24 protein-coding genes and 4 tRNA genes are annotated in these 18,047 nt (G+C 63.8%); 10 read left to right on the forward strand and 18 right to left on the reverse strand.

Annotated elements, in window-relative coordinates; all coding sequences use genetic code 11:
* Positions 1 to 35: 35 nt before the first annotated feature.
* Positions 36 to 728, reverse strand: a complete 693-nt coding sequence (locus GE300_RS20095) for a hypothetical protein (protein ID WP_154449296.1) — start codon at positions 726 to 728, stop codon at positions 36 to 38.
* Positions 729 to 983: 255 nt separating this feature from the next.
* Here GE300_RS20095 and GE300_RS20100 point away from each other — a divergent pair, with 255 nt between their 5' ends.
* The 3 genes from GE300_RS20100 to GE300_RS20110 are packed head-to-tail and all read left to right on the forward strand — an operon-like array spanning position 984 to position 3,895.
* Entirely contained in the window at positions 984 to 2,186 is a 1,203-nt protein-coding gene (locus GE300_RS20100; RefSeq protein ID WP_154449297.1) for a glutathionylspermidine synthase family protein, read from the forward strand.
* Positions 2,187 to 2,197: 11 nt separating this feature from the next.
* Complete coding sequence (locus GE300_RS20105) at positions 2,198 to 2,893, forward strand: DUF1190 domain-containing protein (RefSeq protein ID WP_233417240.1); 696 nt, start codon at positions 2,198 to 2,200, stop codon at positions 2,891 to 2,893.
* A gap of 6 nt (positions 2,894 to 2,899) precedes the next feature.
* Positions 2,900 to 3,895 (forward strand): potassium channel family protein, encoded by a 996-nt coding sequence (locus GE300_RS20110; protein ID WP_154449299.1) that lies wholly within the window; start codon positions 2,900 to 2,902, stop codon positions 3,893 to 3,895.
* On the opposite strand, the gene GE300_RS23335 is transcribed toward GE300_RS20110, so the two are convergent.
* Complete coding sequence (locus GE300_RS23335) at positions 3,792 to 4,547, reverse strand: DHH family phosphoesterase (RefSeq protein WP_233417241.1); 756 nt, start codon at positions 4,545 to 4,547, stop codon at positions 3,792 to 3,794. The two genes, GE300_RS20110 and GE300_RS23335, sit on opposite strands and share 104 nt — an antisense overlap.
* 169 nt (positions 4,548 to 4,716) lie before the next feature.
* Between GE300_RS23335 and GE300_RS23340 the strand changes: the two genes are divergently transcribed.
* From GE300_RS23340 to GE300_RS20140, 5 genes are all read left to right on the forward strand, one after another.
* Complete coding sequence (locus GE300_RS23340) at positions 4,717 to 5,388, forward strand: HD domain-containing protein (protein ID WP_233417242.1); 672 nt, start codon at positions 4,717 to 4,719, stop codon at positions 5,386 to 5,388.
* 61 nt (positions 5,389 to 5,449) lie between these two features.
* A complete protein-coding gene (locus tag GE300_RS20125) occupies positions 5,450 to 6,211 on the forward strand; it encodes a DUF5131 family protein (RefSeq protein WP_154449302.1) in 762 nt (253 codons plus the stop codon).
* On the forward strand, positions 6,211 to 6,639 hold the full coding sequence (locus tag GE300_RS20130) for a hypothetical protein (RefSeq protein WP_154449303.1): 429 nt from the start codon (positions 6,211 to 6,213) through the stop codon (positions 6,637 to 6,639). Before GE300_RS20125 ends, GE300_RS20130 begins: the two co-directional genes overlap by 1 nt.
* Entirely contained in the window at positions 6,615 to 6,905 is a 291-nt protein-coding gene (locus GE300_RS20135; protein ID WP_154449304.1) for a hypothetical protein, read from the forward strand. The genes GE300_RS20130 and GE300_RS20135 overlap by 25 nt, the downstream gene beginning before the upstream one ends.
* Positions 6,906 to 7,035: 130 nt before the next feature.
* Positions 7,036 to 7,494, forward strand: coding sequence for a hypothetical protein (locus GE300_RS20140; protein ID WP_154449305.1), 459 nt, complete (start codon positions 7,036 to 7,038; stop codon positions 7,492 to 7,494).
* A 4-nt stretch (positions 7,495 to 7,498) separates the two neighbouring features.
* Here GE300_RS20140 and GE300_RS20145 read toward each other — a convergent pair whose 3' ends face one another.
* The 8 genes from GE300_RS20145 to GE300_RS20180 form a co-directional block, all read right to left on the reverse strand.
* Complete coding sequence (locus tag GE300_RS20145; RefSeq protein WP_154449306.1) at positions 7,499 to 7,717, reverse strand: hypothetical protein; 219 nt, start codon at positions 7,715 to 7,717, stop codon at positions 7,499 to 7,501.
* Positions 7,714 to 7,947, reverse strand: coding sequence for a hypothetical protein (locus GE300_RS20150; RefSeq protein ID WP_154449307.1), 234 nt, complete (start codon positions 7,945 to 7,947; stop codon positions 7,714 to 7,716). The genes GE300_RS20145 and GE300_RS20150 overlap by 4 nt, the downstream gene beginning before the upstream one ends.
* A 19-nt stretch (positions 7,948 to 7,966) precedes the next feature.
* The gene (locus GE300_RS20155) at positions 7,967 to 8,176 is read right to left on the reverse strand and encodes a hypothetical protein (protein WP_154449308.1); all 210 of its coding nucleotides are present in this window, start codon (positions 8,174 to 8,176) and stop codon (positions 7,967 to 7,969) included.
* A 262-nt stretch (positions 8,177 to 8,438) separates the two neighbouring features.
* A complete protein-coding gene (locus GE300_RS20160) occupies positions 8,439 to 8,720 on the reverse strand; it encodes a DUF2312 domain-containing protein (protein ID WP_154449309.1) in 282 nt (93 codons plus the stop codon).
* A 146-nt stretch (positions 8,721 to 8,866) separates the two neighbouring features.
* Positions 8,867 to 9,487, reverse strand: a complete 621-nt coding sequence (locus tag GE300_RS20165; protein WP_154449310.1) for a hypothetical protein — start codon at positions 9,485 to 9,487, stop codon at positions 8,867 to 8,869.
* An 11-nt stretch (positions 9,488 to 9,498) separates the two neighbouring features.
* Positions 9,499 to 9,777, reverse strand: coding sequence for a hypothetical protein (locus GE300_RS20170; protein WP_154449311.1), 279 nt, complete (start codon positions 9,775 to 9,777; stop codon positions 9,499 to 9,501).
* Between the two features lie 143 nt (positions 9,778 to 9,920).
* Positions 9,921 to 11,249, reverse strand: a complete 1,329-nt coding sequence (locus GE300_RS20175; RefSeq protein WP_154449312.1) for a hypothetical protein — start codon at positions 11,247 to 11,249, stop codon at positions 9,921 to 9,923.
* Positions 11,250 to 11,288: 39 nt separating this feature from the next.
* On the reverse strand, positions 11,289 to 13,235 hold the full coding sequence (locus GE300_RS20180) for a ParB N-terminal domain-containing protein (RefSeq protein WP_154449313.1): 1,947 nt from the start codon (positions 13,233 to 13,235) through the stop codon (positions 11,289 to 11,291).
* Between the two features lie 395 nt (positions 13,236 to 13,630).
* On the opposite strand from GE300_RS20180, the gene GE300_RS20185 reads away from it, so the two are divergent.
* Positions 13,631 to 15,139, forward strand: coding sequence for an SNF2-related protein (locus GE300_RS20185; RefSeq protein WP_154449314.1), 1,509 nt, complete (start codon positions 13,631 to 13,633; stop codon positions 15,137 to 15,139).
* A 43-nt stretch (positions 15,140 to 15,182) separates the two neighbouring features.
* Here the strand turns inward: GE300_RS20185 and GE300_RS20190 are convergent, their stop codons facing one another.
* The 4 genes from GE300_RS20190 to GE300_RS20205 form a co-directional block, all read right to left on the reverse strand.
* A complete protein-coding gene (locus tag GE300_RS20190) occupies positions 15,183 to 15,506 on the reverse strand; it encodes a GatB/YqeY domain-containing protein (RefSeq protein ID WP_154449315.1) in 324 nt (107 codons plus the stop codon).
* 39 nt (positions 15,507 to 15,545) lie between these two features.
* Positions 15,546 to 15,619: transfer RNA gene (locus tag GE300_RS20195), tRNA-Gln, on the reverse strand.
* Between the two features lie 138 nt (positions 15,620 to 15,757).
* Positions 15,758 to 15,847 (reverse strand) — tRNA-Ser (locus GE300_RS20200).
* 148 nt (positions 15,848 to 15,995) lie between these two features.
* A tRNA-Leu gene (locus tag GE300_RS20205) sits at positions 15,996 to 16,080 on the reverse strand.
* Positions 16,081 to 16,194: 114 nt separating this feature from the next.
* Between GE300_RS20205 and GE300_RS20210 the strand changes: the two genes are divergently transcribed.
* A complete protein-coding gene (locus tag GE300_RS20210) occupies positions 16,195 to 16,599 on the forward strand; it encodes a hypothetical protein (RefSeq protein WP_154449316.1) in 405 nt (134 codons plus the stop codon).
* 18 nt (positions 16,600 to 16,617) lie between these two features.
* Here the strand turns inward: GE300_RS20210 and GE300_RS20215 are convergent, their stop codons facing one another.
* The 4 genes from GE300_RS20215 to GE300_RS20230 form a co-directional block, all read right to left on the reverse strand.
* The gene (locus tag GE300_RS20215; protein ID WP_154449317.1) at positions 16,618 to 16,986 is read right to left on the reverse strand and encodes a hypothetical protein; all 369 of its coding nucleotides are present in this window, start codon (positions 16,984 to 16,986) and stop codon (positions 16,618 to 16,620) included.
* Between the two features lie 185 nt (positions 16,987 to 17,171).
* A tRNA-Val gene (locus GE300_RS20220) sits at positions 17,172 to 17,247 on the reverse strand.
* Positions 17,248 to 17,254: 7 nt separating this feature from the next.
* On the reverse strand, positions 17,255 to 17,479 hold the full coding sequence (locus tag GE300_RS20225; protein ID WP_154449318.1) for a hypothetical protein: 225 nt from the start codon (positions 17,477 to 17,479) through the stop codon (positions 17,255 to 17,257).
* Positions 17,480 to 17,629: 150 nt separating this feature from the next.
* Positions 17,630 to 18,001 carry a hypothetical protein gene (locus GE300_RS20230; protein ID WP_154449319.1) on the reverse strand — a complete coding sequence of 124 codons (372 nt, stop codon included), beginning with the start codon at positions 17,999 to 18,001 and terminating at the stop codon, positions 17,630 to 17,632.
* Positions 18,002 to 18,047: the final 46 nt, after the last annotated feature.

The raw sequence follows: 18,047 nt of genomic DNA on the forward strand, positions 1-18,047 counted from the left end.
GACCCAGCCGGACTGGCCGGCGATCCATCGCGAGCTCAGGCGCCCGGGCGTGACGCTGTCGCTGCTCTGGGAGGAATCCCCGCAAGGATGCGTCCGCGGTCGAGACCCGGGTCGCTCTGGGCGAGGTATCGAACCACCTGGTTCGGAGCGGCGCCGAGCGGAATGACGAGGCAACCAGGTGGAAGCGAGGCGATCTCGCGCGCCAGGATCTTCTCGACCATGAAGCGGAAGTCGGATCTGCCGAGAAGCCCGGGGCTACTTCCATCGTAGCTCTTGCCGCCCACGAAGACAGGCCACCGCAGGCAGGAGGTGAAGTGCGCCTTGCCGGAAGCGTTCGACCAGAGATCTGAAGTGCTGGCGATGTCGAGATAATGGTGAAGCCCGACTTCATCGAGCATCGCGACAAGCCGCCGTCGCATGTTGCCCGTATAGCTTCCGGCAACGCTGGCCCTTTCGAGGGCGTCGGCGTGGCTCTCGCCAAGCACTCGCGAGCCGCGGTAGGACCGAAGCGCATCGCGCATCTGGATGCGCGATGGCGTGAGACTCACGAGCGCAACCCTGGCGTAACGATTGACGTGGTCGAATGGCGCCCAAACCGTGGTGATCTCACGCACGCCCTTGGTGGACGGAGTGCGGGCAATGACCAGGCGATCTGGCTCGGCGATTTCCCGGTTCAGCTCGTCGGCACTCATCCCTGCGACGAGATCGGCTCGATAGATGTTGTTCAAGGCCGCCTCCCGGCGCTGTGTTCTTCTGGGCCGGGAATATGCGAAAAACAGAAGATTTCCGCAATGGCGCGTTCGCGAAAAATTGTTGCGTCAGGCTTTCGATGCAGGTTGCCGCCCTCGTTCTCCCGTTTCCTTCGCGCCACCGCCCGGCCGACCGGTTCGGACATCGGATGAATAAACATGTATGCGAAAAACTTTACTTCGATTTGATATCCGGCGTATGATGCCGCAACCTGAACGCATCGGAATTCCCAGATGAAACTTGTCACCCTCACGCCGCGCGAGAACTACAGGGAGCTGGCCGAAGCGGTCGGCTTCGGCTTTCACACGATGCACGGCCAGGAGTACTGGGTCGACGGCGAAGCCTATGCCTTCAGCCTGGCGCAGGTCGAGGACCACATCGAAGACCCCTCGACAGAGCTGCACAAGATGGCGATGGACGCCGTGGGCGAAATCATTCGCGACGACGAGATGATGCTGCGGATGGCGATCCCCGAGGAGCATTTCGACCTGATCCGCCGAAGCTGGACCACCGCGGAGCCGCATCTCTACGGCCGGTTCGACCTGTCCTACGATGGTGTCCGCCCTGCGAAAATGCTCGAATACAACGCGGACACGCCGACGTCATTGTTCGAGGCGGGTGTCTTCCAGTGGAGCTGGCTGGAGAACATGATCGAGCTGGGACAGCTTTCCGAAGGATGTGATCAGTTCAACGGAATTTACGAGGCCCTCGCGGCGCGTTGGCCTGCCTGCATGAAGCCGGGCGAGACCCATATCCATTTCGCTGGCGACCCGGAGAATGAAGAGGACCAGGCCACGCTCAAGGTTCTCGCCGAGACCGCGGCGGATGCCGGGGTGGAAGCGGTACCCACGGCCCTGTCCGGGATCGGAGCCGATGCTGATGGTCGCTTCCTTGATGAGGAAGACCGGGTGATCGGCACGCTTTTCAAGCTCTACCCCTGGGAAGACATGTTGCGTGATGACTTTGCCGGACTCATCCGAGGATCGCGCACCCGTTTCATCGAGCCGGCCTGGAAAGCGGTATTATCCAACAAGGCCCTGATGGCCGTGATGTGGCGCATGTTCGAGGGCCACCCGAACCTGCTGCCCTGCCTGATGGAAGACGAGATCGAGCGCGAGACAGCCTTCGTGCGCCGCACGAAACTCCTTCTCGAGCAGACGGGGACCGCGCGCAAGCCGGTGCTGTCCCGGGAGGGGGCGGGCGTCCGGCTGACCGCGCCGGGAGGCAAGATCCTCGAGGCCAGTGGGGCTGACGGCTACGGCCACCACCCTCACGTCATCCAGTCGCTCGCGCCGTTGCCAGATTTTGACGGGCGCCGCCCTGTCATCGGCTCATGGATCGTGGGCGATGCCTGCGTTGGCATGGGTATTCGCGACGATCTCTCCGCGATCACAGGGGACCTGTCGCGCTTCGTCCCGCATTTCATCGAGAACTGAGGATAAATTTCATGAAACGTTCCCGCCGTATGGGCCTTCTGGCCCTTTCCACCGTGTCGGTCCTGGCGCTGACCGCCTGCAAGGAAGACGCCGCGGTGTCGATCGAGCAGCACAATGCTGCCGTCTTCTCGAGCATGGAGGCATGCCTCGCCGACGCGAAAAAGACCGGTGCTTCGACCAACACTCCCGAAGGCGGCTCGGTCAGCCCGATGCAGGAACTGGAACTCGCCTGCGTCGAAGACTGGAAGGCCGCCCAGGCCGAGCATGAGAAAAACGCCCCTCGCTTCTCGTCCCTCGATCAGTGCGAGGCCGAATTCGGCAAGGGCAACTGCGGCTCGCCTGCGGGCGGCACCACCGTGATCCGCGAAACCGACAGCAGCTCGATCTTCCTGCCCCTGATGATGGGATACATGCTGGGTGGAGGCTTCAACTCCTCGCCGAGCTACCCGGTCTATGCAAGCCAGTATGGCAATCTCCGCAGCACGACGCCATCGGCGACAGCAAGGCTGCGCAACTCATCGGCTGCCTTCGTTTCATCGACCGGACTCCGGAGCAAGGCATCTGCTGTGCGGGTGTCCGGCGGAAAGGTAGCCCCCGTCAAGAGCGTGAAGCCGAAGGCCACGATGTCGAGCTCCACGCGCAGCAGGAGCGGCGGGTTCGGCGCATCGCGTTCGTCGACCTCCTCGCGCTCATCCTTCGGGGGCTGAACTCGGATGATGCAGCTTCCCCGGATCCTCAAGACCGCCGTGGAACTGGCGGCGCGGATGAGCTGGCGCACCGCGCTGCTCGCCGCCGCCGCGCACTTCACGACGTCCTGGGCGGGCCTCTCCCTTGCGGGTGAGGCGATCGCCGGCTCGGCAGCCGACATGATCTACTACTACGCCACCACCGGGACCACGGTGGGCTATGGCGACCTGTCTCCCGCGTCGCCCGCCGGACGGTTGTTCGCCGCATTCTGGATCATGCCCGGGGCAATCGCGAGTTTCGCCTGGTTTCTCGGGCAGGGCATCTCCCTCACGACCACTGCAGCACGAAAGGCAGCGACCGGCATGGCCTCTTACGAAGCCCGGAGCGGGCACAACGTCTTCATCGGCTATATCCCCGGCCAGACCGAGACCCTGATCGCGGAAACTGAGCCCGGTCATGGGCGCGGGGTGATCATCACCACGCAGAACCTGGAAGCCCGCGTGCCGGCCAACCTGGACTGGGTGCGCGCCGAGGCGCATTCCGATGTCGATGCACTGCGCCGTGCCGGGATCGCCGGAGCGGCCCGCGCAATCCTGATGATCGGCGACGACGATGCCACCACCTCCGCCTGCCTCTCGCTTGCGGGAAGCTGGCCCGACACCGAAGTCGTGGCGCTCTTCAACGACCGCGGCAAGGCCGAACTCATCGATCGCACCTGCGCGAACGTGCGCACCGTGGTCGCCCCCGCGTCCCGTCTCCTGGCCCGGGCTGCCTGCAGCCAGCATGCCGAGCGCGTCGTTGACCGGCTTCTGTCGCGCCAGGTGGACGATGCCCTGCGCACCGCACCTTACGGCGCCGAGGGGCTCGACGTGACGACCTTCGGCGAGCTTCAGGCGCTCATCATTGCAAATGCCGGGGTTACCCCGATCGGTGTGACCTACGGCGAGAGCGGGGAACGGACCGGCCGCCCTCGAACCAGCCCGTCTGGCGCAGCTCGCGGGTCACGCCGACGCAGAAGATGAAGGTGAGCCCCGCGGCGCAGAGATGCCCATAACCCTCGGGCTGGTCGCGCCGGTTCGGGTTGACGACGGCCACGGCCTCCGGAACCTCTTCCTCGGCCATGTGGTGATCGAGGACAACCACCTCGATCCCGGCTTCTTTCGCAGCCGCCAGGGGCTCGAAGGCGACGATCCCGGCGTCGAGGATGCAGATCAGGTCACACCCCTGGCGCGCCTGCATGTCGAGCAGTCCGGGAGTGTTGGGCCCGTAGCCCTCCGTGAGCCGATCGGGAATGCGCACGACGAAGTCCTCGTGCCCGAGCATGCGCAGGAAGCGGCCCAGAACGGCTGCTGAGGTGGCGCCGTCTGCGTCATAGTCGCTCCAGATGCCGATGCGCTGGCCGTCCCTGATGGCCTGCGCGATGCGCGTCACGGCCTTGTCCATGTCGATGAAGGTGTTCGGATCGGGCATCAGGTTGCGCAGCTGAGGGTTCAGGAAGTCCTCCAGTGTTTCGGGGGTGATGCCCCGGGAAGCCAGGATCCGGGCGTTCACGCGGCTCATGCCGACGGCGACCAGCTTCGTAACCGCATCCTCGGCCGCGGCGACGACGCTCCAGCGGCGCCCCTTGAGCGAAACCGGGGCGACTTCGGCATTCCTGTCGGCCAAGTCCTTCATGCGGTGCGTCCTTCTCTCTTGCAATTCTCGCAACCTGTCCCGAGAGGCGGTCACTTGGAGGTTCCCTGGTACTACAGGGGCTTCCCTCATCCGGAATTGCTTTTCATTTACATTTTTCGCAGATATACTATCGTTATGACGAACGGTGAGCAACCGGGGAGATCGCTGGATGAACAAAATGCTGAATGGGGCGCCCTTCGAGGCGAACGACCCGAAGGGGACGAGCTTCGAGCTCGCGAGCGGCATCATCTTCGATCCGCTGGATCCCGATCCGGACCTGATGACCATCGAGGATATCGCGGCCTCCCTGTCCAATACGTGCCGGTTCAACGGGCACGTGCTCCCGGGTTGTTTTCTATCGACAGCGCAGCACTCGGTCCTGGTGGCGGGCCTTTCGCCCGGGGACATGCGGATCCAGCGCTACGCGCTTCTGCATGATGCCGACGAGGCGTTCGGGATCCCCGACTTCATCACGCCGGTCAAGAAGCGGTTCCCGGCAGTAAAGACGGCTCAGAAGAAGCTCGGTGCGGCAGTCGAAGAGCGTTTTGATCTCGATCCCGCCACGTATGACATCGTCAAGGCGGCGGATCGCCAGGCGCTCTACCTCGAGCGACGAGCTGCGAAAAACCGAAAACATGAGGCGCGCTGGCTCGAGTGGCTCGGCAATGCCGAGGTTCCCGAGGGCATATCCATCGTCCCTCTGCCGCCCGCGGAAGCGCACGCGCTCTTCCTGGAGGCCTACGATCGCGTTTTCGACCGCGACCTGCCGATCACCCGGGAATGGATGGCCGTGCAGGACGGGTTCGAGGTCGAGCTCGCGGAGCCGGTCGCCTCACCCTGATCTTCCGCGTCGCGGCTTCCGCGGCGCACCCCCTTTCAACCGGGACGACAAGGAGCCCGTCATGGCCGAGAATTCCGGCATCGAGTGGACCACCCACACGTTCAATCCATGGATCGGCTGCACGAAGGTGTCGCCGGCCTGCGACCACTGCTACGCCGAGGCCTGGGATGCCAGGTTCGGCGGCGAGCGCTGGGGGCCGCACGCGCCGCGCACGCGGACAAAGTCCTGGCGCGGTCCGGTAAAGTGGAACCGGGAGGCCGAGGGCGCCGTCGAGCGGCCCCGGGTCTTCTGTGCCTCGCTTGCGGATGTCTTCGACAATCACCGGAGCATCGATCCCGTCTGGCGGAGCGATCTCTGGGCGCTGGTCCGGCAGACTCCGAACCTCGACTGGCTCCTGCTGACCAAGCGTCCGCAGAACATCGAGCGTTACCTGCCCGCGGACTGGGGCCAGGGCTATGCGAACGTCTGGCTCGGCACGACGATCGAGAACCAGGAGGAGTTCGACCGCCGGGCGCACCACCTGACGGCGATCCCGGCTGCGGTGCGGTTCCTCAGCATGGAACCTCTCCTTGAGCCGGTGGACCTGCGCGGCGCGGAGGGCCTCGACTGGATCATTGCCGGCGGCGAGAGCGGTTCGTCTTTCCGACCGGCGGATCCGGACTGGTTCCGGAGGCTTCGCGACCAGTGCGCGGCTGCAGGCAGGGCTTTTCTTTTCAAGCAGTGGGGTGGGGCCAACCAGTCCGAGATCAAGGCCCTGGGGCGCGCCCTCGATGGCGTGGTCCACGACGGCTATCCCGTGCCGCGGCGCGTGGAGGCCGTCTGATGCAGGTTCTCGACCAGGGGACGGCGACCGCGCGCAAGGAGCATCAGTGCTACGACTGCTACCGCACGATCGCGAAAGGCACGGTCTACAGCTACTGCAAGACCGTCGACATGGGACGCGCGGCCACCTGCAGATCCCATGTCGACTGCCATGAGGCTGCCATGGCGGAAGTCAGGCGCGGCACGGCCTTCGACGTCTACGACGGCGTGCCGCCGCTCAAGGACATGCTCGGCGACAGCGGCCAGTTCCAGGTCGAGGTCGATCTGCTCAGGGGGCATTTTCCCCATGTCGCCACCCGGCTCGAACTCGGCGAGCAGCTTTCCGAGATCCGCTGGCAGGACAAGCTGAGGGAGCGCAGGTTTGCCTCGTCTCGAAGTACGCAAAAACAAGGAGAAAAAAGCTCATGTCCCACCACTTCTACGAACTGACGCCGGCCGAAGCCGAGCGTCTTGCGATGCTGATCGATGCGGCCTCGGACGTCATCAAGATTGCGGCGAAGACGCTGATGCACGGCTACGAGAGCTATCATCCGACCGATTCCTCGATCACCAACCGCATGTTGCTGAGCCGCGAAGTCACGGATCTCTGCGCGATGGTCGAGCTGATGGATCGGGATTTTGACCCGACCGTTTGCCAGGACACTGCGTCGGTCATCGAGCGCAAGCTGCGCTACACGAACCACCAGTTGGATTGACACCAGGGCGTGGTGTGCGATTCCGTTCGGCGGCAATGCATGGCCGTCGGATGGCCTCGCCCCGACAAGGCCCCATCCGCACCCCAATGGCGCCGCAATCACAGGGGATCCCAGCAGGATTCAGAATATCTTGTATTGGAAGGATTTCTCGGTGAAAACCAGGTACACCAACGCCCGCTCGGTCCTCTATTTCCTCCTGCTCATCGGATGGCTTGGTTTCGTGGGTGGGGCCGTGACGTTCGGCATCGCTTGGGCGGACGCAGGGCCCGTCATGGTATACGAAATGAGCGTCAGTCTTGGAGCGATCGCTTCGGGCTTGACCCTGATCGCGCTGGGGAGCGTCGGTGTCGGGATTCTGGACACGGCGGACGAGACGCGCCGCACGAACCTGCTGCTGAGATCGATCGCGGAGCACCAGGGAGTCGACGTGGTCATGATCGATGAACTGGCCGCAGGCAAGGCCTCGCTTCACGAGTACCTTGGCGAGACGATTGCCAAGCGCGGCAATCGCTACCACTGGGACGGCGAGAGCTACAGGACGCTCGGCAAGGCGAAGGCCGCCGTCAAGAGCGCGCGGCAGGCCGCCTGAACCTTCAGGCGTCGCGTCTCGAGTCGGACACGCGGATCCGCTCCGGTTTCTCCTCCTGGCTCGCCGGCCAGGCCCGGTCGAACTCGCGCTCGAGCGCGCGGTGCGCGGCCTTCAGGATCTCGGCACGCGGGATCCCGACCGCCTCGGCATGAGGTCGGACTTCCTTCGCATAGTGATTGCGCAGCGCGCGGATCGCGAGCTTCCCCCAGTCCATTGCGCTCACCGCGCGGGATCCTCGAACATGAGCGGCACGAGCCAGGCCGGTGCCTGTTCGTCGATGCGCCGGCAGTCACGATCGGCGCGCGCGCAATAGATCTGCTGCGGCCAGGTCACGGTGTAGTAGGCAACGCCGACCGGGGTCGTGGCGGGCACGGCCTGCGCCATCAGGAGGCCTCCGAAGAGACCAGCCCCGATGTAGAGTGCGAGCGCGTGGCTGAAGAGGGATCTGACCATGGGCTTCTCCTCGGCTTTCCTAGCAGAGCACGCCGCGGCGCTGGGTGCGCGGGCGCCGGTTCTTCCTGGCTTTCGCGGCGGCAACGCCGGGCATGGCTTCGAGGCGTGCGAGCGCGGCCGCGGCCGGCCGTCCCTCGTCCTTGCTGTCCGGATGGGTCTCGGCCGAAGCCAGGATGTCCACGGCCTCCTCGATGGAAAGCTCCCAGCGCAGGGTCTTCAGGGGTGGCATCGTTTGGATCTCCAGGCTTCGAGGTAGGCGTCCGCGCTCGTGCCTTCGCGATAGTCGTCCGCGGACACGACGCGCCCACCGGAGGCTTGTGCCTGTCGTTCGGCCTCCACCCTGTCCCGCCATGCAGGGGAGGGCGGTCGGTCCGACATCGCTCCGAACGAGGAACAGCTCGCCGGCTTCGAGCGGCACAAGGATAGCAAACATTTCGGGGGCTCCGCGGAGGGGAATGCGAAGCGCCGGCCCGAGGGCCGGCGCAAGGGCATCACATGCCCAGGGCGTCCTTGTAGAGGTCGAGGATCGATTCCTCTTCCGAGATCTCCTGCGGGTCCTTTTTCCGCAGGGCGATCAGCTTGCGCATGATCTTCGGGTCATAGCCACGGCCCTTGGCCTCGGCCATGACCTCCTTCTGCTGGTCGGCGATGTCTTTCTTCTCGGCCTCGAGGCGCTCGTAACGCTCGATGAACTGGCGCAGCTCCGCCGCGGTGACGCGGTGGACATCGCGCGGGCCGTCGTCCTGGGTGTCGTCGAAGGCGTCGTCTGCCATGGGGTTCTCCTGCTTGGTCCGGCGCTCGGAAAAGGCCGGGGTCTTCTGCTCCAGGAGCGATTTTCGCAGAAGCGAAGGGAGAGTAAAAGATATTTTTTCGCAATCTGCTCCCGCGCCCGGGGGAGGCGGCGCGGGGGCAACGTCGATCACGGCTCGGGGTCGACCTCGGGCTCTGCCATGACGAGGTCATCGAGGCCGCGGTCATCGGGGCCGAACTCAGCGGCCTCCAACGGCAACAGCATCGCTTGGATGTTGTAGTCGTCGAGGTTCTCTATGCCGATCTCCGTGTGGAAGTGCTCGAGAACGACGTCGCGGATATCGCTCCTGGTCCGGCCTTCGCAGCCTTTCACCTCGAAAGCATAGAAGCCGGCCACGGCCGGGCTGCCGTCCCCGTCCAGGTCTTCGCGCTCGAGAGCCTCGATCGGCACGAGCCGACCGACGGCGACGCGGGCCAGCAGGCGATCGCCGATCTCCTCGGCCTCGAAAAAGCTCGAGATCGCGCCGAGGTCACGGCGCGAAGCCTCCTCGCCGGGCTTCGCGGGGCGCGCGAGGACGGAATAGTCGTCCCAGTTCACCGTGATCGATCCGAAATCGCGTGTGAACTCGAGCGCGCGCATCTGGTCCGTCGGGTACTCGGGGCCGATCTGGGTGACGAGATAGGTGCCGTCGACGATGCACTCGCCGGTCGCGGGATCCCGGTCCTCGTGCTCGAGAAGATCGAAGTCGGTGGTGCAGGCCACCTCGATGACGTAGCGGCGGGATTCCATCGGCATCTCCTTCAGAAAGGCTCGGGGGCGCTCATCGCGTCGAGCCGGGTTTCGAAACTGTCGCGGTCCAGGAGCTCCGCTTCCATGGGGATGATCTCCATCTCCTTGAGGTATTCCTCGAGGCCCTCGAGATCCTGGCTGTGGGTCATGTAGCCATCTTCGATCAGGTCGATCGATCCGTCGTCATTCGCGCGGATCTCGAAAACCGTGTTCTCATTCGCATCGCGAACGTCCGCATAGTAGTCGCCGCGTTCGTCCAGGTTCACGAAGTGACCGTAGATCGTGGACATGCGCATTCTCCCTTGCCTCTTTCCCCGGGTATCGTCACACGCGGGAAAAGCGAAAGAATGCGCAGCACAAAAAGCTAGAACTCGCCCGCAAAATATTCTGTGCGGGACGCGGCGGTTGCGCGCCCGCGCGCACGCGGATCGGCTCAGCTTGCGGCGGGAGACGGCAGTTCGGCGCGCCGCGGCGCTCTCGTGACGATCCGCCTGATCACGGCCATGAGGGCAGCCGCATCGACCGACCTCCCCGCGCGCTTCAGCGTCATGACCGCGAGAATGCCCGCGACCATCCCTACCCAGACGGGGCCGGCTACGACGGCGCTCGTGGCGAGAACGACGCCGCTCAGGGCGCCTCCCGAAGCCACGCCGCCTGCCCATTGGCGCAGCCCGTCCGGCTTCTTGCGCTGATGATGGAAGGCACGCGCTGCGCAAACGAGGGAGACCAGGAACAGAAGCGGATTGGCGCTGGCGACCGCGGCGAGCCCGCTCGATCCCACGAAGCGCGCGAAGGCTTCCTTGTCGGGTTCGGACCAGTTGAGCAGCGCGGCCAACGCCGGAATCGTGGTTGCCGCGAGCTCGACAGCGTTGAACGACAGCGCGTCGACCAGGTCGGCCTGGCTGAATCCGAGCGCGCCGACGGCATCCTCCAGCCAGGATAGACTCTCGGCCGAGAGGGTGGTGATCGGCATGCCGACTACAGAGGAGAGGTCGGAAGCGTAGGCGCCAGTCCAGCCTCGCAGTTCGGACCAGAAACTGTCGTCGGCCAGGGCGTTGCGCGCCGCCTCCCAGGATCCCGCGAGCGAATGGCCGCCATCGAGAATCCGGTGCGTGATCGGTGTGCCGATGGCGTTCCGGATGAACTCGGCATCCATTTCCTGGGTGTAGGCGTTCGACAGCGTGTTGAACTGGTCCGCCGACCAGCGCTCGACCTGCCGGGCCCACTCGGTCTCGGCCGTCAGCGTCGACACCCACATGGCGGCCTGGCTGCTGCGGTCGCGAAGCCCGGCCGCCCGATCGCGCAGCTCGACCTGGAGTCGGCCGAGCCCCCGGCCGACCCGGCGCGAGTATCCGGACACGAGGTCCGCCTCGTCCATCTCGTCGATCGCCTCGACGATCTCGACGGGTGCCGGTGCGGGCGCGGGCGCGGGCGAAATTGGCGAGGGACCCGCCGGAGAGGTGGCCAGGTAGCGCCAGTAGGCGATCTCGTGCTGGGTGCGCGGTTCCGCCCGACCCGCCGCCACTTCGATGAACCGCGCCTGCGCCTCGGTGGAGGGCTTTCGCCGCCCCGAGGCGAGTTCCTCGTAGAAATCGAGGTAGCGCGCGATGAGCGAGCGATCCCAGTCCGTGAGGCCAATGCCGGTGGCTGATCGGGACATGCGGAAATCTCCGGAAGAAATTTGCTTTTCGTCCACATTCAGCATGACAACCCGGCGCAGGTCAACGTGGGCACAGACAAGCCAGGGGCCGGGCGTTTCCACCCGGCCCCCCTCCTGGAGTCGCGTTCGCTGGCGACCTTCTCAGAACAGGTTGTCCTGGACCTCTTCGTCCTCCTTGGCGGCCTTCTTCGCTGCGGGCGCCTTGGCCTTCTTGTTGTCGGCCCAGCGGGTATACGCATTCCAGTGGGAGATCAGGGCTTCGATCTGCTCCTTCCTCGTGCGGCCGCGCGATCCCGGCGTGGTCTTCGCCAGTTCGCGGCGCAGCTTGCCGGCAGGGTCCTGGGACTCGGTGATGTTGAGACCGGACTCGATCTTGCTCAGGAACTCGTCGGCGAGGTCGGGCCGCTCCCGCTTCACGCGATAGATGAAGTAGGTCATCACCCCGGCCGAACCCAGTTGCTGCATGCCCACTTTGCGCGAGTGAGCAAAGTTGTCGGCGAGACCGGGATGCTCCTCGAGAACCTTGATGAGCTCACTGGATGTCAGCGTCATCGTGTTGCCGCTCGACAGCGGGATCTGGTTGTCTTCCTTGAACTGGAACCTCGCTGCGGCGATGAGAACCCGGTCGTCGGCCTTCGGTCCGGATCTGCGGACAGTCCTCTTGGCATGCGTGTCGAAGGTGGCGAATGCCTCTTCGGGGATGTTCCCCGCGATGGGAAGTTCAATCGGTATCCCCGCGTCACGAATGGCGAGCAGGCGGTGCTGACCGTTCAGCAGGCGGAGCTCCTCTCCGGCCTCGTGTTCCACGAGCGGATCGCTCGTGAAGCATATCGGCTGGGCGTTCATCATCCAGTTGCCGGCCTTGATGTCCCGCGCAATCGCGTTGACATGGTTCTTCTGCGTCTTGCGGTTCTTGCGGTTGATCTTCGACGAGAGCCAGTGGGTCGCCATGTCGGGAGTGACGGTGACCATGGTCACGAAGGCTTCTCCGGCGCCGCGCTCGGCCCCGGTGTGCACGATGTCCGCGAGCTCGCCCTTGAGGTCATCCGTCGGCTGGGAGGGGTCGAACCGCCCCTCGCGAAGGCCGGGGTATCCATCCATTACCGGCATGCCGAGATTCGCTGGCGCGGCCTTGCGGTCGAAGTCCGCTTCCGTAGCGGGCACTTTCTCGGTCTTCTCCTTGCCATTGAGGGTCCTGGTGATCTCACGACTACCATAGTCCGGAGTCCAGCTGAGCGGCGCGGCAAGCTTTTCACCGCGGCAGTAGGCGTTGAAGTGAAGGATCGCGTGCGCGAGAACGCTATCGACGTTCTGGACATTGCCGGAGCGGCCCATGCGGCGCGCTTCCTTCGAGGCTTCCTGCCACATGCCAAGCTGTATCCCGAACATGCGCGCAGGGCTGTCGAGGCCTTCGGTGTGGTGATAAGTCAGCTGCTGGAGGAAGTTTTCCAGCTCGTCTTCCTTGCCCGCCCGCAGCGCCATGAAGCAGAGCACCGGACGCGGCGTAGAGTGAAGCATGGCCTTGCTGAAGCGGTTCGAGACCTTCACCGCCTCGTGGAGTTCCGGGTTTGCCGCGAGCACGCGATCGAAGCGCGACCAGCTGATGCTCACCGCCTCCTTGCCCAGGACTCCGTTCTCGATGCGGATCAGCTTGGACATCAGGCGCTGGATGGTTCCGGAATCCTCGACACCGCGCGCCTCGAGGACACCCTGGTAGTTCCGTCGACGGTGCTGGTCGATGGTATGAAGGATATCGGAATGAACATTGCGGGCAACGACCGTGGTGAACGGCTTGCGGGAGCGGACGCAGGCATTCAGGCGCTGGACGCCGTCGAGGAGCTTCCCCTCTTCGTCGATGATGATCGGCTGCCCGTTCATCACCCAGCTGTCGGCTTCCATGACCTGCGCATAGGTCTCGATCGCACGCTCATCCTCGTGGGGATTGACCGCGGTTTCGAGGAGCGCTTTCGCGTCTTCCGGCGTGATTGTCTCAATCGAGAAGTCGCGTTCCGCGTCGAACGCCCGACCTGTCTCCGGAGCTTTCTTCCGTGACTTCGAGGCGGTGCCTGGCTTTTTACTCGAGCTCATATCCGTATGTCCTCTGTCGCGACCGGGCAAGGCCGCTTCCTTAGCTGATTGAGGGCGGCAACCCTCTGAAACCCGAAGCAGATGCGTTGCAGCGCATCCGATTGCTCCGGTAAAGCGCGTTCTACCTCCGCGCCATTAAGTTTTTCGCGTTATCATATCCGATCTAAACCCCAGTTTTCCGCAGATGTCCAGCATTTCTTCGCATAGCGCCAAACTTTCCTTTCTCGCACGTCCACGGTGTGCAGTTGGGTCGCCGCGCCAGATGGTCAACGAATATATTTTTGGAAAATTCACAACCCAGGCGGGTGCGCGGAAAGGTGTGGACGCAGCGTGCGGCCTCTTCCGGTTTTCCAACCCCCAGGCCATACTTTCCCGAAAATGCGGGAGTTTTCGCCATGTCCTTCAAGGTAACGATCGGGAAGCGCGATCCGAAAGCGGGGAGCAGGCTCGGCCCGACGCATAACGTCACCGTCAGCGCGCCGCGCCACCTCTTCACCCGCCAGGTCGAGAACTGGCTCTTCCTGCAGGGGCTGAATCGTCTCAGCGGCAGAGACGGACTGGAAGTCTGGAGCACGCGCTACACATCGGCGCCGCCGGCGATCTACGTGGCCGCGTACATGGACTGGAAGCATGGCGCGCACTTCCCCGGCGATACCCGGAGGATGCTCGAGATGGCGCGTGGCCGTCATGAAGGCGACGATGACATCGGTGCGTTTCTCGGCACAGCGCCCGATGCCGGCAACGAGCCACTGAAAATCGCAGCGGGAACGAACGAGTTCATAGCGAACTGCTCGAACGCCAACATTGCGCGGCGCCAGCTGCTCGAGGGCGCCGGGTGGATGCCGTTGCGCAATCCGGGCGAGCGGATCGTGGCCGCGTTCGGCGAGCGCCCGTACATCACGCGGGATCCTCTCATCGCGGCCAACCTCGAGCCGTTCATGATCGATGCGGCGCGCGCCAGGCTCCGCGAACGCATGGCCATTTTCCACGCCAACATCAAGCGGAGCAATTTTCACGAGGCCCCTGCCGACTTTGCGGTTCTCGCGCCGGATGATCTCGACTACCTCCCGTTCCAGAAGACCGGGATCCAGGCCATCCTGGACGAGGCGAAAGGCGGCATCATCGCCGACGACATGGGGCTCGGCAAGACCATGCAGGCGATCGGCATCATCAACGGCCGCCCACAGGCGAAGCGCATCCTCGTGTTCTGCCAGGCGAACATGCGGCTGAAGTGGCCCCGCGAAATCGAAAAATGGATCATGAACAAGGATCTCTCGGTCGGCTACGCAGAAGGAGACGAGTTCCCCGAGACCGATATCGTCGTGATCAACTACGATATCGCCAAGCGCCACGAAGAGAAGCTTCGGGCTGTCCGGTGGGATCTTGTCTTCACGGACGAGGCGCACAACCTGAAGAACGAGCATGCCCAGCGAACCCTGGCGATCCTCGGAACCCTGAAGGGGGATCTCGACGCGGCCGATTTCGTCGCACCGATCCCGCTGGCCAGAGGCGGATTTCTCACCCACCTGACCGGGACCCCGCGTCCGACGAAAACCGAAGATCTGTGGGCCCTTCTCTCGACCTCCCGCCCCGACATCTGGGGCAGGGGCCGGGAGGCTCGCCAGGCATTCATGGATCGATACGCACCTCCGCGGCTCATCGAGAAGAAGGTGCGCAAGGGTAGGCGGGAGTTCACCCAGATCATTCCGCTTGCGGGGGATCCGATCCGGCAGGAGGAGCTGCAGATGCGCATGCGGGGCGACGGATACGGCTACAGCATCATGGAGAAGGCAGTGAAACTTCCTCAGGAACCGGAGAGCGCCGATGGCGCTCAAGTCACCTCCCGATACACCTCCCCCACCAATCCAGTGGGTTGGAAGGGGTCTCAGCGGGAGGGAGTTTGATGAGCACGGACTGGACCGATCCCGAGAACATCGGGCAGGCCTTCTACACGATGAAGGGCCTCGACGATCTCGCTGATACCGTGCCGGAAGCCGCGCGCCCCGCATTGCTTTCGAAGATTGCGGACCTGTTCGACCTGCCGGTCCCGGAGGCAGGGGATCCGCAGTCACTGCGTGATGCGTTTGGCAGTTTGCGACCGAATTTCTTCACGACCGCTACGACCTCGTCGTCGGTCAACTCCGAACCAGCCGGACGCAGTTTCGCCTTCGTATCGATTTCTCCGATCAGCGTGACCAGGACGCCGGCCTCGGGTGCTTTCGCCTTGCGCGCGGCAAGCGCGTCGGCGCGGATCGTCTGCAGAAGGCTCATGGGATTCTCCTTTCAAACTGAGACCGACTTTTCGATATGTGGATGCCCGATGTGGATTCGAACCACAGCTGCCTGAGCCAAAATCAGGTGTCCTACCACTAGACGATCGGGCAATGGAGCGCGGAGGCCGCGCTCGATCGGGTTGGCGCAAACGGCGGGATTCTTGCCTGCGGCATGGTCGATGCCGTGTCGCTCGGACCGGTGGCGCTCCAGGCATCTCCCTGCCGCTTCGAATCTGGCAACTCGATATTTGGCGGAAACGGCGGGATTCGAACCCGCGAGACCCTTGCGGGCCTGGCTCCTTAGCAGGGAGCTGGTTTCGACCACTCACCCACGTTTCCGGAATCGATCTTCGATCTGGGGCCCAGGGCGGGACTCTTGCCGGCGGAATGGTCGGCCCCGCGCTTCGCTTGTGCCTCCGTTCCGCTTCGAACCCCGCTCTGGTCGCCTTGAACGCTCCCCGGAGCGTTCAGGGAGTTTCTTTGAAACTGGTGCCCAGAGCGGGACTCGAACCCGCACGCCTTGCGGCGCCACCCCCTCAAGATGGTGCGTCTACCTGTTCCGCCACCTGGGCTGAGGGCCGACCCGGCTGGATCGGACTTGCGAATAATGAACGCGACTGCTAGTCGGCGCAAGAGGAGACCGCGGCGTCATTGTGGATTTCGCGGCGAAATCAAGGAGAGGACAGATGGAAGCGGCCGGTCGAAAAACATTGTACTCGATCATTGTGGCGATCGTCGTCACTCCCTTGGCTTACCTTCCGGCCTCGATTGCGGTTTTTCTCTACAGCTGGTACATCACCCCGTATTTCGAGGACAGTCTCATCCCCTTTCTCAGTGACGTCGGCGCGGTGATCATGCCGGAGGTCTTCCGGGGCGCGGTGACCGGCTTCAGTGGGATCTACGCCGCCAGCAAGCTGTTCAAGCTTCCGGAACTTATGCCGGTGAGAATTGCAACCTCCGCTTTCTGGAGCGCGATCCTGATGTTCGTCCTCCTGATCGCCGTGGCCGGGCGCGGCGTGGGCCTCCAGGAGGTGGCCGCATTTGGTTTCCTGGTGGGCTTGAACGCCGGAATCTGGCTGGCCGAGACATGATGCAGGAAACCCGGCCACTCATGCGGACGGGGTCTCTGGTGAGTGACCGTTGGCCTTCATCCAGGCAAGGTCGGTCTCCAGGTCGAGATCCGGCAACAGGTCCACGGTATCGTAGATCTCCCCGAGCTTCCTGTTCAGGAGGGCCTGGTCGGCATCGATCGGGCGCTTGCAGAGACCGGCAATGGTCTTGAGGTTGCCGCGGAGCCGCGCCACCTCGGCCTCGAGCCTGGCTTCACGGCTGAAGGCAGCGTATTCGCGTACCTTCGCGAGAAACTTCTCCTTTTCGCGAAGAATGTCGTCGGCTCTCGCGCCGGGGGCGGTGGTTCCGCCGAGATCCTCGGCAAGCGCGCCCGCAAGGCCCTTCAGGGCCGCATCAGGAAGTCCCATCGTTCGACCTTTTCGGTTTTCATCGAGATTGGCGGCCCGTTGGCCGGCGCGGGCTGGACCCCGCGCCATCCGACCCCCGCGCAGTTTGTGCGTACCCCCACGGACGCACGAGCTGAGCGGGACTTGCTATACCGCCACGGGCCAACGGACGGTCTCCGGAACGGCAGGACCGTTCGCAGGAGCTCTGGTAGCGGCTGACGGGTTCGAACCGCCGACATCCTCGGTGTAAACGAGGCGCTCTTCCAGCTGAGCTAAGCCGCCACGTATGTCAGGGTGTGGGCATCTCGGACGCTTCTGCGATCTTCTCGATCCTGGAAGGCTCGATCGAGACCAGCTCGTTACCTCCGGAAGGAGAGGGATCGATGATGGCCTTCCAGTCAGCGGGGAGGGCTTTTCCCAGGACGCCCTCCTGGGTGATGACCTGGAAGCGGTCAAAGATCCGGGTGAGCGCAACGCGCTGTCCCTTATCCAGCTGGTCCTCGGCGTCGATCATCTTGGAAACTTCCTTTTTCTCTGCATGGGCAACTCGATATGCGCCGTTCGGCGCTCAGGGCTATCTTGGCATCGCCGAGTGAAAATCAGGCGATGTTGCCGGTGCCTTGGAGATGTCGAGTGACCCTCCGATCGCGTGGACAGCGGTCTCTCAGATCTCAGCGAGTCGGCGAGGCGCCATGATCTTCTCGAAGTCGCGCCTCGGAATGACGCCGATGAACTTCCGCCCGTCCTTGAACTTGCATATGAAGGTGACGGTATTCTTCTTCCCGCCGATGAGACCTGCGGCGACCGCGCCAAGGGGCCCCGCAACAACTGCGCCGGCAAGACCCCATCCTATGGATCCGCCGGCGGTCCGGATCTGCTCCTCGGAGGTTTCCTCGATCACCTCGATTTCGGACGCGGGGATCTTCTCGCGGAAGAACTTGCCGTCCGATTTCAGGTGGAAGATGCCATTTGCGTACTGGTGGTCGCCGTTGGTAGCGAAATCACCAGCGATCACCTTGAACATGCCGAGCGCCATTTGAATGCCTTTCCTTGGAATCTCTGGCCAATATGCGCGACAATAC

This window comes from Halovulum marinum, assembly GCF_009697225.1.
Lineage (GTDB): Bacteria > Pseudomonadota > Alphaproteobacteria > Rhodobacterales > Rhodobacteraceae > Halovulum > Halovulum marinum.

Coding starts and splice junctions, on each gene's coding strand:
- GE300_RS20100 (WP_154449297.1), top strand. CDS start 984: ATGAAACTTGTCACCCTCACGCCGCGCGAGAACTACAGGGAGCTGGCC.
- GE300_RS20105 (WP_233417240.1), top strand. CDS start 2,198: ATGAAACGTTCCCGCCGTATGGGCCTTCTGGCCCTTTCCACCGTGTCG.
- GE300_RS20110 (WP_154449299.1), top strand. CDS start 2,900: ATGATGCAGCTTCCCCGGATCCTCAAGACCGCCGTGGAACTGGCGGCG.
- GE300_RS23335 (WP_233417241.1), bottom strand. CDS start 4,547: ATGAAGGACTTGGCCGACAGGAATGCCGAAGTCGCCCCGGTTTCGCTC.
- GE300_RS23340 (WP_233417242.1), top strand. CDS start 4,717: ATGAACAAAATGCTGAATGGGGCGCCCTTCGAGGCGAACGACCCGAAG.
- GE300_RS20125 (WP_154449302.1), top strand. CDS start 5,450: ATGGCCGAGAATTCCGGCATCGAGTGGACCACCCACACGTTCAATCCA.
- GE300_RS20130 (WP_154449303.1), top strand. CDS start 6,211: ATGCAGGTTCTCGACCAGGGGACGGCGACCGCGCGCAAGGAGCATCAG.
- GE300_RS20135 (WP_154449304.1), top strand. CDS start 6,615: ATGTCCCACCACTTCTACGAACTGACGCCGGCCGAAGCCGAGCGTCTT.
- GE300_RS20150 (WP_154449307.1), bottom strand. CDS start 7,947: ATGGTCAGATCCCTCTTCAGCCACGCGCTCGCACTCTACATCGGGGCT.
- GE300_RS20155 (WP_154449308.1), bottom strand. CDS start 8,176: ATGCCACCCCTGAAGACCCTGCGCTGGGAGCTTTCCATCGAGGAGGCC.
- GE300_RS20160 (WP_154449309.1), bottom strand. CDS start 8,720: ATGGCAGACGACGCCTTCGACGACACCCAGGACGACGGCCCGCGCGAT.
- GE300_RS20165 (WP_154449310.1), bottom strand. CDS start 9,487: ATGGAATCCCGCCGCTACGTCATCGAGGTGGCCTGCACCACCGACTTC.
- GE300_RS20170 (WP_154449311.1), bottom strand. CDS start 9,777: ATGTCCACGATCTACGGTCACTTCGTGAACCTGGACGAACGCGGCGAC.
- GE300_RS20180 (WP_154449313.1), bottom strand. CDS start 13,235: ATGAGCTCGAGTAAAAAGCCAGGCACCGCCTCGAAGTCACGGAAGAAA.
- GE300_RS20185 (WP_154449314.1), top strand. CDS start 13,631: ATGTCCTTCAAGGTAACGATCGGGAAGCGCGATCCGAAAGCGGGGAGC.
- GE300_RS20190 (WP_154449315.1), bottom strand. CDS start 15,506: ATGAGCCTTCTGCAGACGATCCGCGCCGACGCGCTTGCCGCGCGCAAG.
- GE300_RS20210 (WP_154449316.1), top strand. CDS start 16,195: ATGGAAGCGGCCGGTCGAAAAACATTGTACTCGATCATTGTGGCGATC.
- GE300_RS20215 (WP_154449317.1), bottom strand. CDS start 16,986: ATGGGACTTCCTGATGCGGCCCTGAAGGGCCTTGCGGGCGCGCTTGCC.
- GE300_RS20225 (WP_154449318.1), bottom strand. CDS start 17,479: ATGATCGACGCCGAGGACCAGCTGGATAAGGGACAGCGCGTTGCGCTC.
- GE300_RS20230 (WP_154449319.1), bottom strand. CDS start 18,001: ATGGCGCTCGGCATGTTCAAGGTGATCGCTGGTGATTTCGCTACCAAC.